The organism is Paraburkholderia sp. RL18-101-BIB-B (assembly GCF_046026985.1).
Taxonomy (GTDB): domain Bacteria; phylum Pseudomonadota; class Gammaproteobacteria; order Burkholderiales; family Burkholderiaceae; genus Paraburkholderia.
In genome coordinates, this window is the sequence record NZ_JARESV010000061.1 from 32,846 (window position 1) to 47,257 (window position 14,412).

13 protein-coding genes are annotated in these 14,412 nt (G+C 63.3%); 12 read left to right on the plus strand and 1 reads right to left on the minus strand.

The window, feature by feature from the left end; translation table 11 throughout:
• Positions 1–23: 23 nt before the first annotated feature.
• Positions 24–1,163 carry an ABC transporter ATP-binding protein gene (locus P0D73_RS41040; RefSeq protein ID WP_408177840.1) on the minus strand — a complete coding sequence of 380 codons (1,140 nt, stop codon included), beginning with the start codon at positions 1,161–1,163 and terminating at the stop codon, positions 24–26.
• A 204-nt stretch (positions 1,164–1,367) separates the two neighbouring features.
• Here P0D73_RS41040 and P0D73_RS41045 point away from each other — a divergent pair, with 204 nt between their 5' ends.
• From P0D73_RS41045 to P0D73_RS41100, 12 genes are all read left to right on the plus strand, one after another.
• A complete protein-coding gene (locus P0D73_RS41045; protein ID WP_408177839.1) occupies positions 1,368–2,384 on the plus strand; it encodes a LacI family DNA-binding transcriptional regulator in 1,017 nt (338 codons plus the stop codon).
• Between the two features lie 180 nt (positions 2,385–2,564).
• Positions 2,565–4,037: an NAD-dependent succinate-semialdehyde dehydrogenase gene (locus P0D73_RS41050; protein ID WP_408177838.1), complete on the plus strand. Its 1,473-nt coding sequence runs from the start codon at positions 2,565–2,567 to the stop codon at positions 4,035–4,037.
• A 544-nt stretch (positions 4,038–4,581) separates the two neighbouring features.
• The gene (locus tag P0D73_RS41055) at positions 4,582–5,940 is read left to right on the plus strand and encodes an MFS transporter (protein WP_408177837.1); all 1,359 of its coding nucleotides are present in this window, start codon (positions 4,582–4,584) and stop codon (positions 5,938–5,940) included.
• 57 nt (positions 5,941–5,997) lie between these two features.
• Positions 5,998–7,215, plus strand: coding sequence for an acyl-CoA dehydrogenase family protein (locus tag P0D73_RS41060; RefSeq protein WP_408177836.1), 1,218 nt, complete (start codon positions 5,998–6,000; stop codon positions 7,213–7,215).
• Between the two features lie 23 nt (positions 7,216–7,238).
• A complete protein-coding gene (gene hpaC, locus P0D73_RS41065) occupies positions 7,239–7,796 on the plus strand; it encodes a 4-hydroxyphenylacetate 3-monooxygenase, reductase component (protein ID WP_408177835.1) in 558 nt (185 codons plus the stop codon).
• Between the two features lie 2 nt (positions 7,797–7,798).
• Entirely contained in the window at positions 7,799–8,506 is a 708-nt protein-coding gene (locus P0D73_RS41070) for an EthD family reductase (RefSeq protein ID WP_408177834.1), read from the plus strand.
• A 29-nt stretch (positions 8,507–8,535) separates the two neighbouring features.
• Entirely contained in the window at positions 8,536–9,486 is a 951-nt protein-coding gene (locus P0D73_RS41075) for a LysR family transcriptional regulator (RefSeq protein ID WP_408177833.1), read from the plus strand.
• Positions 9,487–9,571: 85 nt separating this feature from the next.
• Positions 9,572–10,492 carry a LysR family transcriptional regulator gene (locus P0D73_RS41080; protein WP_408177832.1) on the plus strand — a complete coding sequence of 307 codons (921 nt, stop codon included), beginning with the start codon at positions 9,572–9,574 and terminating at the stop codon, positions 10,490–10,492.
• Positions 10,493–10,595: 103 nt separating this feature from the next.
• Positions 10,596–11,918, plus strand: coding sequence for an MFS transporter (locus P0D73_RS41085; RefSeq protein ID WP_408177831.1), 1,323 nt, complete (start codon positions 10,596–10,598; stop codon positions 11,916–11,918).
• A 97-nt stretch (positions 11,919–12,015) separates the two neighbouring features.
• A complete protein-coding gene (locus tag P0D73_RS41090) occupies positions 12,016–13,065 on the plus strand; it encodes an amidohydrolase family protein (RefSeq protein ID WP_132381856.1) in 1,050 nt (349 codons plus the stop codon).
• Positions 13,062–13,730: an RraA family protein gene (locus tag P0D73_RS41095; protein ID WP_408177830.1), complete on the plus strand. Its 669-nt coding sequence runs from the start codon at positions 13,062–13,064 to the stop codon at positions 13,728–13,730. The genes P0D73_RS41090 and P0D73_RS41095 overlap by 4 nt, the downstream gene beginning before the upstream one ends.
• Before the next feature lie 11 nt (positions 13,731–13,741).
• Positions 13,742–14,140 carry a hypothetical protein gene (locus P0D73_RS41100; RefSeq protein WP_408177829.1) on the plus strand — a complete coding sequence of 133 codons (399 nt, stop codon included), beginning with the start codon at positions 13,742–13,744 and terminating at the stop codon, positions 14,138–14,140.
• The last annotated feature ends 272 nt before the right edge of the window (positions 14,141–14,412 follow it).

The window sequence follows — 14,412 nt, forward strand, 5'->3', positions numbered from 1 at the left end:
TTTCAGCGCTCACGAATGAAAACTCAAGCGGCGGCCCGCTCGGGTTCGAAGGTGCTTCGCCGCAATGCCATCCCATCCGCGTCAAACAGATGACACGCGGAAGGCGGAACATGAATGGCGATGCGCTCGCCGGAACCGATCGGCGTATCGCCCGCGGCCTTGGCGATGAGCGTGCCCGCCGCGTGATCCGCGTGAATATAGCTGTGCTCGCCGAGCCGTTCCGAGAGCACCGTCGTGCACTGCACGAACTGATCGTCGCCATCGAGGCGCAGATGTTCGGGCCGCACGCCGAGCGTGACAGGCTGGCCGCGCTGCAAGCGTTGACCATCGACGTGCGCGATCAAGCGCTCGCCGCTTTTTAGCAACGAGACCGTCACACTGCCTGGTTCGATCGAGTCGACCACGGCGTCGATGAAATTCATGCGCGGCGAACCGATGAAGCCCGCCACGAAGCGCGACTTCGGATGGTGATACAACTCGAGCGGCGCGCCGCTCTGCGCGATGCTGCCGAAGCGCTCCGCATCCGCGCCGGCGTGCAGCAGTACGATCCGGTCGGCGAGGGTCATCGCTTCAACCTGATCGTGGGTCACGTACACCACGCTCGCGTTGGCAAAGCGCTGATGCAGACGGGCGATTTCGACTCGCGTCTGGCCACGCAGCGCAGCGTCGAGATTCGAGAGCGGCTCGTCGAACAGAAACACGCCGGGCTCGCGCACGATCGCCCGGCCGATTGCGACGCGCTGCCGCTGGCCACCCGAAAGCGCCTTCGGATAGCGCTGCAAATAATCATCCAATTGCAGAATGCGCGCGGCTTCGCGGACCTTGCTGTCGATCACGTCCTTGGGCTGTTTCGCGAGTTTCAGTCCGAATGCCATGTTGTCGAACACGGTCATGTGCGGAAACAGCGCGTAACTCTGGAACACCATCGCCACGCCGCGCGCTGCGGCGGGCACGTCGTTCACGAGACGGCCGCCGATGTGCAACTCGCCTTCGCTCAGGTCTTCGAGACCGGCGATCATTCTCAGCAGGGTCGACTTGCCGCAACCCGACGGCCCAAGAAAGACACAGAACTCGTGCTGCGCGATTTCCAGGTTCACGCGTCGGATCACCGGCGGATGGTCACCGTACGACTTCTGCACATTCGTCAAACGAATCGCTGCCATGCTGCCTCCTTCGGATTTAACCGCTTAAATTTCTGTGAAAAATAAGTGGCTAGCCCTTGTGCGGCAAGCATTTAATCGCTTAAATTCGAGTTCGAGGGAAAAAGTCATGGTGGGTGTCTCCGCTGTGTTTTCCAGCAAGTTATCAACGTCGTCCTCAGCTTGCAACATTTGAATCGCATTCCCTGAATATGGGATAAATCGCATATGGTCACTTTGTCCGAAGTCGCGAAGCGCGCTCACGTTACTGCCGCGACCGTCTCCAACGTGCTGCGCAACCGCGAGAAAGTGCGCCCGGAAACGGCTGAACGCGTGCTCAAGGCAATCGCCGATCTCGGCTACCGGCCCAATCTGAATGCGCGTGCGCTGGCCGAGGGCCGCTCGTCGACGCTCGCCTTGATGCTGTCGAATATATCGAACCCGTTCTATCCTGAGTTCGTGCTGGCCGCCGAGCGCGCCGCGCGCAAAGCCGGCCACTTCCTGATGGTTTGCAATACTGACGATGATGCCGAGATCGGCCGCGCCTATCTGAACCAGATCGCGGGCACGCTGGCCGACGGCGTGCTCGTCATGAACACGGACATCACGATCAACGACCTGTGCGCGTCGGCCACGCACAGCGCGCCGATCCTGCTGGCCATGTGGGAACACCCGGAAGCGCCGCCCGCGCTGCCTTGCATCGCCGTGGACTTTGCTCACGCGGGCGAGCTGGCCGCGCGGCATCTGCTCGAACTCGGCCACCGCGAAATCGGCCTCCTGATCGGCGACGGTTGCGGCGGCTTGCAGGACGCGCGCTCCAACGGTTTTCGCGCGGCGATGCGTGCCGCCGGCATCGAGGCCGATGCGGCCGCGGTGCTGCAGATCCGCGACTCGATCGACGCCGGCTACGCCGCCTGCATGCAACTGATGGCGAACCGGCCGCACCTCACCGCGATCTTCGCGACCAACGACCTGCTCGCGATCGGCGCGGCGCAGGCCCTGATCACGCTGGGCCGTTCGGTGCCCAACGACGTTTCGGTGATCGGCATTACCGACATTCAACTCGCCCACCAGGTGCACCCTGCCCTCACGACGGTCGCGATTCAAACCGCGGCGATCGCGGAGTTGTCGATCGAAAGTCTGATCCGGCTGATCCAGACGCCGCACCAGCAGCCGTCGATGGTGCTCGCGCCGCCGCCCACCTTAGTGGTGCGCGCGTCGACCGGCCCGCGACGGTTGAAATGAATTTGCAGGGTAATCAGCAGAAAATGCTGTCATCGCCGAAAAAAAACGGCGCGCAAACCGCCGGCGCCTCGATTGGCAATTTCATCGATTGCGGTAGAGGCGTAGCATCGATCCATCAATCGACGCGCGTACGCGGCCGCGAGCCTCGCTACGTCAAGGGCAACCTGAAGGAGCAACCGAATGTCTCTCGCATTGACACGCAATGAACTGATCCGCCCGCAGAACCTGATCGACGGAGCATGGACCGGCGCCGCCGACGGCGCCCGCTTTGCCGTCACCAACCCGGCCACCGGCGAAACGATCGTCGAAGTCGCGGACAGCGGCGCCGCGGACGCGCGCGCCGCCACCGACGCCGCCGCCCGCGCATTCCCCGCCTGGCGCGACAAGCTGCCGCGCGAGCGCGCCGAGATTCTGCGCCGCTGGCACGCGCTGATCGTCGCCAATACCGACGACCTCGCGAAGCTGATGTCGATGGAACAGGGCAAGCCGCTCGCGGAAAGCCGCGGCGAAGTCGCTTACGGCGCGTCGTATGTGGCGTGGTTCGCCGACGAAGCGACCCGCATCTACGGCGATCTGATTCCGCAGCAGCAGCGCGGCAAGCGCATGAGCGCGGTGAAGGAACCGGTCGGCGTAGTCGCCGCGATTACGCCGTGGAATTTCCCGCTGGCCATGATCGCCCGCAAGATCGCGCCCGCGCTCGCGGCCGGTTGCACCGTGGTCGCCAAGCCGGCCGAAGACACGCCGCTCACCGCGCTCGCCCTCGCCGCGCTCGCGCAGGAAGCCGGTTTACCGGATGGCGTGCTGAACATGCTGTCGGCGTCGCGTGAACAGGGCATTGCCGCCGTGGCCGATTGGCTCGCCGACGCGCGCGTGCGCAAGATCACGTTCACCGGTTCGACGCCGGTCGGCAAGCATCTCGCGCGCGAATCCGCGGGCACGTTGAAGAAGCTGTCATTGGAATTGGGCGGCAACGCGCCCTTCATCGTGTTCGACGACGCCGATCTCGACGCGGCCGTTGTCGGCCTGATGGCGGCGAAGTTCCGCAATGGCGGCCAGACCTGCGTGTGTCCGAACCGCGTCTATGTGCAAGCCGGCGTCTATGAACGCTTCGCCGAACTGCTCGCGCGACGCGTCGCTGCTTTGAAGGTTGCGCCCGCAACGGACCCGGACGCGCAGATCGGCCCGATGATCAACGAACGCGCGATCGACAAGATTGCCCGTCACGTGGAAGATGCCGTCAAACACGGCGCGAAAATCCTGGTCGGCGGCAAGCGTTTGACGGAACTCGGCCCGAACTACTACGCGCCGACCGTGCTGACGGACGCGCGCGACGACATGCTCGTCTGCTGCGAAGAAACCTTCGGCCCGGTCGCGCCGCTATTCCGTTTCGACGACGAAGCCGACGCGATCCGCCTCTCCAACGACACGCCGTTCGGTCTCGCCGCCTACTTCTACACGCAGGACGTGCGGCGCATCAATCGCGTGGCCGCGCAGCTCGAAGCGGGGGTGATCGGCATCAATGAAGGCGCTGTGTCGAGCGAAGCAGCGCCGTTCGGCGGCGTGAAGGAATCGGGCTATGGCCGCGAAGGGTCGAAATATGGACTCGACGATTACATGTCGATCAAGTACATGTGCCAGGGCGGGCTTGATTGACGAGCCTCTCGCTGCCCGTGCTTTGATGCCTTGATGCCAGAACGCTCTGCCGCCGAACGCCATCGCTTCTCACTTGTAAGAAGCGCTGCGCCGAGGCGGCAGTTCTCATTTGCCTGCGATAAATCCAGCACGACGCCGGCACGGCCGCTTTCGCCGGTTCACGGTCGTGAAAGAAGCAAGTAGTCGAAGCTCAGCGTATCGAAGTCGGTCAGTTGCATTGCAGATCCCCTCCGTTGTTCGCAGGATAAGACCGCCGTTCAGCGGCTCGCTCTGCACTCCGCCAAATCTCAGCTCCCCGAATCAAAGCCCGTTCCCCTCTCCAGAGAACGCCAACACGCCCGTCGCCGCAACGGCCTCGCGCGAAGTACCGTCACCGTCATGCACACGATTCATGACGGCCATTTTTGGCCCGAATTTGACCGCGTTATTTCCCGGTCCTATCGTTCGATCATGCCTGCCGGGCTCGTCTCGCCGCTCCTGCCGAACAACATGGCGAGAACGCGCGACCCTCCACATCGTGACCTTCCACCTGCCATGACCCGCCATGAATTCTGACGCGACAGCCGCTCTGACATCCCTAACCTCAACCCGGCCCACCAGCAAGGTTCGTCGCGCAGTGACGACCGCCGTGCTCGGGCAGGTTCTCGAATGGTATGACTTTTTTCTCTACGGCACCGCCGCGGCGCTTGTATTCGGCAAGCTGTTCTTTCCGGTCGGCAGCGATCCGCTGACGGGTACGATCGCGGCATTTGGCGGCTTTACGGTGGGCTTCATCGCGCGGCCCATCGGCGGCGTGTTGTGCGGCCACATCGGCGACCGCTACGGCCGCAAAACGGTCATGATGCTGACGCTGCTCGTCATGGGCACGGCCACCGTCTGCATGGGTCTTCTGCCGACGTATCAGCAGATCGGCCTCGCCGCGCCCGTCATGCTGGTGCTGCTGCGCATTCTGCAAGGTCTCGCCGCCGGCGGCGAATGGAGCGGCAGCATCCTGCTGATTCACGAAAGCGCGCCCGCCTCCCGGCGCGGTGGGCTGGCAGCCTGGAGTCCGTGCGGCGCTGCATTCGGCTTCGTGCTGTCCACCGCCGCGTTTCTGCTCGTGCAAACGCTCTCGCCCGCCGACTTCCACAGTTGGGGCTGGCGCGTGCCGTTCCTCTGCAGCGCCGTGCTGGTCGCGCTCGGTCTGTGGATGCGCCGCTCCGTCGACGAAAGCGCGGAGTTTGCCGAGGTCAAGGCGACTCGCCGCGATGCCCGTATGCCGATCGTCGAGGTGCTGCGCCAATGTCCGCGCCAGGTACTGACGGTGTTCGGCCTGCGTTTCGGTGAAGGCGCGGCGTCGTACATCTTCTTCGCGTTCTCGATCGCGTATGGTCAGTTCATCGGCCTCAAATCGAGCTGGGTGTTGGGCGGCCTGACTGTGTCGATGCTGCTGATGATTCCCGTGTCCTTGTTCATGGGCCGTCTCACGGACCGTGTCGGCCGCAAGCCGGTCTACCTCGCCGGCGCCGTGGCGATGGTGCTGGTCGCCTATCCGTATTTCACGTTGCTCGGCTCGGGCGTGCTGTGGAAAGTCATCACCGCGCTCGTACTCGCCAACAGCATCACGCTCGGCATTCTGGAGGGCGCACAGCCCGCTTTCATCAGCGAGTTGCTGCCCGTTCATCTGCGCTTCTCGGGGCTCGGTATCGGCCGCGAGATTTCATCGGTACTCGGCGGCGGACTTTCGCCGATGGTGGCGACCGCGCTGCTCGCGCACTACCGCAGCGCTGCGCCGGTGGCGATTTATCTCGTCGTGCTCGGTTTGATCACAGTGCTCGCCACCTGCTTCGCACCGGAGACCTTTCCAAAGGCGCTGCGGCTTCAGGCGAAAGCCAGAGAGCGCGTCGAGCACGAAAGTGCTTAACGCTTTATCGACGCCACTTCGTCCGCACTCATTCACTCTCACTCCCAAGCCGTCATCATGCAAAGCCTTCAGATGAGCAGTCTTTCGACCTACGCCTACGAACCTCGCGCAATCGATCACGCCGATCCGTATCCCGACTACGCCGGCCCGATCACAATCGACGCGCTGATCGGCGAGATCGAGCGCCGCCGCGACGAGTTCGATCAACTCTCCCACGTTCCGCGCGACATGATCGCGAAGATGAAGCGCGCCGGCATCTTTCGCGCGAGCACGCCGCAACGTTTCGGCGGCGACGCGCTGCCGCCGGCGCAATTCCTGCGAATGCTCGAACGCATCGCGATCGCCGACGGCTCGGCCGCCTGGGTCGCCGCATTCGGCTCGGCGAATACCTATCTGGCCGCATTGCCCATCGAGACGCAGCAGCAGATTTACGCCACCGGCCCCGACCAGGTTTTCTCGGGCGGCCTCTATCCGCTGCAACCCGCCACCAAAGCGCCCGGCGGCTTCGTGGTCAGCGGGCAGTGGCGCTTCGCGAGCGGCTGCAAGGGCGCCGACTGGATCGGCGTCGGCATCGGCGGCACGCCCGCCAATTCCGGCGATGCGGGCGCGGGCAAACCGTTCACCGCCGTGTTCCCCGCGCATGAAGTCGAGATCGTCGAGAACTGGAACGTGGTCGGCATGCAGGGAACCGGCAGCCACGATTTGCGGCTGCGCGATAAATTCGTCGATGCGCAATGGACCTTCGTGCGCGGCGGCGCGGCGCTGATCGACGAACCACTCTACCGCTACCCCGCCGTCGCCTACCAGGCGCAGGTGCACGCGGCCGTCAACATCGGCCTCGCACGCGCGGCGCTCGATCTGCTGACGGGCCTGTCCGGCTCGACGAAAACCACCACCGGCGCGCCGCGCCTCGCCGATCGCGGCTATTACCGCTCGGGCCTCGCGAAAGCGGAGGCCAACTGGCGCAGTGCCCGTGCATTCTTCTACGAATCCGCCGAAGCCGCGTGGCGGACGATTATCGACGGCGATCCCGTGTCGCAGGAACAAGCCAATCTGTTGCGCCTCAGCGCGACGCACGCCGCGCAGATCGGCGCGGAAGTGGTGATGCAGGCTTATCAGATGGCCGGCATCGCCGCGATCTATCGCGAGAACCGGTTGCAGCGTCTCGTGCGGGATTCGATCGTGGTGACGCAGCATGCGTTTCTGGGCGAAGGCACGTACGACGCGTCGGGCGCATTGTTCGCCGGTGTGCCGCCCGTCACGCCTTTTCCGTGACTCGGCACGCCCTGCCTCAAGCCATGCAACAGGAAAAGAACGTGACGATCGAAGACACCAGAAAGCGTTTCCGCGATGCGATGGCGTGCCTGCCCGCCGCCGTCAACATCATCACCACGGACGGACCCGGCGGCCGCTGCGGCATCACCGCGAGCGCGGTGTGCTCGGTGACGGACGCGCCGCCGACCATGCTCGTCTGTATCAATCAGGCAAGCTATGTGCATGACGTACTGCATCGCAACCGCAGCGTGTGCATCAACGTGCTTGCCGCCGAGTGCCAGGAACTCGCGCGTGATTTCGCCGGCATGACAGCATGCTCGATGGACGCGCGCTTCGGGCGCCATGCCTGGACGAGCGGCGCGTCGTCGGCGCCGGTGCTCGCGGATGCGATCGCCAGTCTCGAAGGCGAGATCGTCGACATCAAGACGGTCGGCTCGCACTCGGTCATGTTCGCGCAGATTCGCCACATTGCGCTGCGCTCGGATGGCGACGGGCTCATCTATTTCGGCCGCCAGTTTCATCGGCTGACGCGGCCGCTAGCGACGACGGCGCCATCAGTTGCCGCGCAAGGCGCGAGGTGAACGTGGAAGTCTGCTTCTTTCTCGTCTGCCACGGTAAGCCTGCGCGTGAAGCGCGGTCTCTCGATCTGTCGCGGTTCGAACTTACACAGCGAGACGTAGAGGGACTACGCCGTTTCGTGATCCACCTGCCCGCGGAATCGGACGACTGCGATCCTTTGTCGAAGTCCGACGCTTCCGCGCGACCTCGTTGCGTGCTGCAAGGGTACTTCGACGACCTCGACCTGCTTGAACAAGCGCTGCAACCTGAGGGCGCAATACACGACGTCGTAAACGAATCTTCGAGCACGGGTCTCACCTTCACCCAGCAAGCGATGGCGGTCAGGCGATTCGCCACCCCCGATCCAAGCGACTTCGGCACTCGCGCCGAACGCTGCACCTACCTCGTCAGCTACGAAGGCGAAGCGCAGGACTTCAACGCATGGCTCTCGCATTACCTGGCGCATCATCCACCGCTAATGGCGCAATTGCCCGGCATTCGCGAACTCGAAATCTACACGCGGCTCGATTACCGCTCGGGTCTCGGCATCGAACGCGCCACGGCCATGCAACGCAACAAAGTCGTCTTCGACGATCCCGCGTCGCTAGCGGCTGCCCTGGCGTCGCCGATTCGCGCCAGCATGAAGCAGGACTTCAACACCTTTCCGCCCTACAGCGGCGCGACGCTGCATTTCCCTATGCGCAGCATTTACGGTAATCTGAAACCCAAATAAATGCCCTCTCTCGCCGCGATCCGAACGTCATGACCAAGTCGCACCCCGGCATTACGGATTTGAACCTCCTGCGCGTATTTCTGGCCATCTCCGATCTGCGCAGCCTGACCGCCGCAGGGGAGCGTCTCGGACTCACGCAACCGGCGGTCAGCCACGCCTTGCGCCGGTTGCGCGTTTTATTCGACGATCCGCTGTTCGTTCGCACGCCCACCGGCATGGTCCCCACCGACGCCGCCCTGCGCTTGCACGCGCCGCTCACGCAGGCGTTCGGCATCATCAACGACGCGGTCCAACAAATCGCCAAGTTCGATCCCGCCACGGCGCAGCGCGTGTTTCGTGTGTCCATGTCGGATATGTCGGAGTTCTATTTCCTGCCGCCGCTTCTTTCGATGCTCGACCGCAGCGCGCGCGGCATTCGCCTGGAGATTGCGAATGTTTCCGTCGATTCGGTGAGTTCGGCCATGCGCAGCGGCAAGATCGATCTGGCGCTCGGCTATGTGCCCGGTCTCGATCCAGGTTGCGTGAGCAAGACGCTCTTCGTCGACGAACATGTTTGCGTGGTGCGCGCCGGTCATCCGCTGCGCAAACAGAAGCCGACCAAGGAGGACCTCGCCAGCTTGCGATACGTGTATGCCAGCACCAACGCGACCGGTCACCGGATGGTGGAACAGTGGCTGGAAGAATTGAATCTGCGCCGGGATATCGTGCTGCGCCTGCCTCATTTCGTGGTGGCGCCGGAGATCGTTCAGCATACCGACCTTGCCGTGATTTTTCCGCGGAGTATTGCGCAGCGCTTCAACCGCAACAAGGCATTTCGCATCCTGCCCTTGCCGTTCGCGCTGCCACCCATCGAAATTCAGGTCCACTCGCACTCGCAATTTTCAGCGGATCCGGGCATTGCCTGGCTGCTCGATGAGATTTACGGCATGTTCCATCAACCGTCGATTAGCGCAACGACGCGAGCGCCGGCTGAATCGTGAGGGCGTCAGGCCGATTCGCGGCTAGTGGCTTATTTCAGGCGCAAGGATTGCCCCGCCACCTGAACAGGAGACCAGGAAAACCGATATGAACATCAGAGCCCTGCAGTGCTTCGTGATTCTCGCGGAGGAGCTCAATTTCAGCCGTGCCGCCGAGCGTCTGCATATCGCGCAGCCCGCGCTGAGCCAGCAGATCCGTTCACTCGAAGAACGGCTCGGCACGCAACTGGTCGATCGGGCAAGACGTCCGCTGAGTCTGACCGAGGCGGGCCATTATCTGTGCAGCGAGGCGCGTCAGATACTCGGCTCTCTGGAACAGGTGACGCTCGTCGCGCAGGAAATCGGCGTCGGCCGGCGCGGCTGGCTGAGCGTCGGATTCACCCGTTCGTCGATGTACAGCGTTTTGCCGCCCGCGCTCAAGGCATTTCACAAGGCGTATCCGCAAGTCGAACTCAAACTCTTCGAGATGCTCACCGAGGAACAGACCGATGCGCTGCGCGACATGCGCATTCACATCGGCATCGGCCGGCAGCCGCTGACGGTTGAAGGTTGCACGTCGTATCCGCTGCTGCGCGAGCGCGTCGTGGCCGCGCTCGAACCCAGCCATCCGCTTGCCGCGCACAAGAAGGTGAGCATTGCCGATCTCGCCGATACGCCGCTGATTCTCTATCCAAAGCATCAGAACGCCCAGTTCAAACGCTCGGTGCAGTCGCTCTATCGCGATGCGGGAATCACACCGCTCGTCGCGCATGAGGCTTATGAAATCCAGACCGCGATTGCCCTGGTTGCGGCGGGTCTCGGCGTGACGTTTATCGGCGAATCGGTGGCGCGGCACGGACGCACCGACGTGGTTTACCGTCACCTTACGGGACCGGGCTCGTCGTACCGCTCCACGCTCGCGGCCACCTTTCGCACCGACGATGCTTCGCCTCACCTGCGGGCATTTCTGGCTTGCCTTCCCGCCCCGCTCACCGAGGCACACTATAAGCAAAAAATTATAGAAGCATAAGCAACCGGTCTTGGACTCCCTGTCCGCGCGTTCGTATCATTGACCTCACACATGATTAGAACGCAGCCACGGCTACGGCCGTCGCCGCAAGGTAGGAGACAAGATGACCGCGATCAACGAAGCCGTAACCATGCGAAAAGTTTACGGGCGCCTCATGCCCTTGCTCTTCGCGATGATGTTCTTCAACTATCTCGACCGGATCAATATCGGTTTCGCCGCGCTGGACATGAACAAGCAGCTCGGTTTCAGCCCGGCCGTGTTCGGCTTCGCAGGCAGCATCTTCTTCGTCGGCTACATGGTGCTGGAGGTGCCGAGCAACCTGTTGCTGCATCGCGTCGGCGCACGCCGCTGGATCGCGCGCATTCTTCTGACGTGGGGCGCGGTCGCGGCGGCCACAGCCTTCGTGTTCAACGATTCGAGCTTCTACGTGCTGCGCTTTCTGCTCGGCGTGATGGAAGCGGGTTTTCTGCCGGGCGTCGCGGTCTATCTGACGAAATGGTTTCCGGTGCGTTACCGTGCGCGCGCGGTCGGGGGATACATCATCGCCGGTTCGTTTTCGGCGGTGCTGGGCGGTCCGATCTCGACCGCTTTGATGACCTACGCGAACGGCATTCTCGGTTTGCAGGGCTGGCAGTGGATGTTCATCCTCGAAGGCGTGCCGGCCATGCTGCTCGGCCTGTTGACGCTGCGCATCATGACCGAACGCCCCGCCGACGCCGACTGGCTCTCCGACGACGAAAAGCGCTGGCTCGAATCGACGCTCGCCGCCGAGCGCGAGGCCGTGGGCGGCAACACGCATTTTCCGCTGCTGCGCGTGGCGGGCGACATCCGCGTATGGAGCCTAGCGTGTCTGTTCGGTTGCGCGCTGGTCGGTATTTACGGCCTCTTCCTCTGGCTGCCGCAGATCGTCAAGAGTCTCGGCCATCTGAGCAATCTCGAAGTCGGCTTTCTGTCGGCCGCGCCGCCCTTGCTCGGCGTATTGGGCACCTTCCTCATCAGCCGCAGTTCCGACCGCACCGGCGATCGCAAGAAGCACCTCGCATTCGTGTACGGCATGAGCGCGCTAGCCATCGCCGGCAGCGCGTATGCGCCGAACCCGGTGATCGCTTATGCGCTGCTGTGCGTGACCGGTTTGTTCATCTATGCGGGCAACCCGCTGTTCTGGAGCCTCGCGTCGTCGTTCAGAACCGGCGCGGCGGGCGCCGCGACGATCGCGCTGATCAACACCATCGCGCAGTTCGGCGGGCTGGTCGGTCCGTGGAGCATCGGCCTCGTGCGCAACGCCACCGGCAACTTCAAGCTGGCTTTGCTGACGATCGCCGCCTTTCTGATTGTCGCGACGATCATCGCGCTGGTCATGCGAGTCACACCGGCTGAGGACGAAGCGAATTCGCTCGCCGCCGGCGACGCCGCCCCGCGCGCCTGAGAAGCGAAGCGGCCGCACACACAGTTTGGAAAAACAGCCGACTGAATCTGCGCGCGCCATGTGCGCGCGCAAGGACAACTCACAGGATTTGAACACCATGATCATTGATTGCCACGGTCACTACACGACCTCGCCGCGTCAGCACGAAGCCTGGCGCACGCAGCAGATCGCCGCGCTGAAGGACGGCGGCACGCCGCCACCGCGCCCTGTCATTACCGACGACGAGATTCGCGAGAGCATCGAGGGCGGCCAGTTGCGGATTCAGCGCGAACGTGGGACCGACCTCACGATCTTCTCGCCGCGCGCGGCCGGCATGGGCCATCACCTCGCCACCGCCGAAGCCAACGCGCTCTGGTCAAGCGAATGCAACGACCTCGTGCATCGCGTATGCGAACTGTTCCCGCGCAACTTCGTTGGTGTGTGTCAGTTGCCGCAGGCGCCCGGCGTGCCGCCCGCAAACTGCATCGCGGAATTGCGGCGCTGTGTCGAAGAGCTTGGCTTTATCGGCTGCAATCTGAATCCGGATCCGTCCGGTGGCCACTGGTCCGGCTTGCCGCTTACGGACCGCTCCTGGTATCCGCTCTATGAAGCGATGGTGGAGCTCGACGTGCCGGCGATGATCCACGTCTCGTCGTCGTGCAATCCGAATTTTCACGCGACGGGCGCGCATTACATCAACGGCGACACGTCGGCGTTCATGCAGTTGCTGCAGGGCGATCTGTTCGCCGACTTTCCGACGCTGCGCTTCATCATCCCTCATGGCGGCGGCGCGGTGCCGTATCACTGGGGGCGGTATCGCGGACTCGCGCAGGACATGAAGCGTCCGCTGCTGAGTGAATACCTGCTGAAGAACGTGTTCTTCGACACCTGTGTGTATCACCAGCCCGGCGCCGAACTGCTCGCCAAGGTCATTCCGGTTGACAACATCCTGTTCGCGTCGGAAACGATCGGCGCGGTACAGGGCATCGATCCGGAGACCGGCCACTATTACGACGACACGCGCCGTTATATCGACGCCATCGAATGGCTCAGCGACGCGGACCGCCAGCGTATTTACGAAGACAACGCGCGCGCCGTGTATCCGCGGCTCTCGCGTCAACTCGATCGACAACTCGCAGCACAAGGAACTCAAGGGGCAACGGTATGAATCCAATCGGATGGCGCGAATACGACTCCGCAGCGCAGGCCAACCCGGCCACACTCGAAGCACTCCGTGAACTGGCCGTCTCGCTGCTGAGCGACAACATGGCGCGCGCGAGCGGCATGGTGGGCTTGCGGCCTTATCATCAGCCGCGTCCGATGGCCGGCACCGCCGTCACGGTCCACACGCGGCCGGGCGACAACCTCGCGATTCATCGCGCGTTCGACTTTTGCCGGCCCGGCGACGTGCTGGTGATCGACGGCGCGGGCGACCTCACGCAGGCGCTAATGGGCGAGATCATGGCGAGCTACGCGGAAAGTCTCGGCGTGCAGGGCCTCGTGATCGACGGCGCGATCCGCGACGTCGGTGCGTTGCGTCAGCGGGTGTTTCCGGTGTATGCGCGCGGCGTGACGCATCGCGGGCCGTACAAGAACGGACCGGGGGAAATCAACGTGCCGGTCACGGTCGGCGGCATGGTAGTGCATCCAGGGGATATCATTGTCGGCGATGAAGACGGCTTGCTCGCAATCGCCCCCGCCGACGTGGAGGCGGTGATCGAAGGCGCGCGCCGTCAGCACGCGAAGGAAGCGGCGGCGCTGAAGTCGATTGCCGACGGCAAGTTCGACCGCTCGTGGGTCGTTCCGCACCGGGAACGGATGATGAACAACTGATAGTGGACTTCATGGCGCGATATCTGAACGCTGCAACACTCCTCGAACTCGCGCGCGATGCGCAGACGCGCGCCACTGCGCCCTGCTCGTGCACGAAGACACCGCTGGACGGCTGGCAATCGCAGCCTTTGTCGCTCGATGAAACGCAGTTCGAGGAAATCGGCACGCTGTTGCCGGAGGACGATCCGGAGCCGACGTTCAGCGAGTATCTGCCGGGAAAGACCAGTTACTGGGCAGCGGATGCGCCTATCGCGCCGCGGTACTTTCCGTATAACCGCTGCGCCGTGTGGCAATGCTCGTTGTGCGGGCGGCTTTATCTGCGGTATGTGGAAGGTGGTGGGTATTTCGTCGACCGCAGGATTCGTGCGGTGAAGGCGGAGTTGATTGAGGATGTGCCTTTGCCGGGGTGATGCGGGGCGGGCGAGTCGAACGAGCGACCGGATGATGTTGCAGTCATACTGCGCATCCTCGCACGTGTTCGTTTGTCCGGTTGCCTGAAGCTGCTGCCACTACTCGTTTCTTGTTACCGTGAAGTCAATTGCCGCGCGGCGCAGGTTGCGCAATGAGGATCGCGTTGCAGGTCGTTTTGTGACTTTCTACCGCCATGGGCTGACCGAAATCACCGCAGCCGTCCAGACCTTCGGCGATTTCAAACAGATGTGGCGCGCACAGCGGACACGTG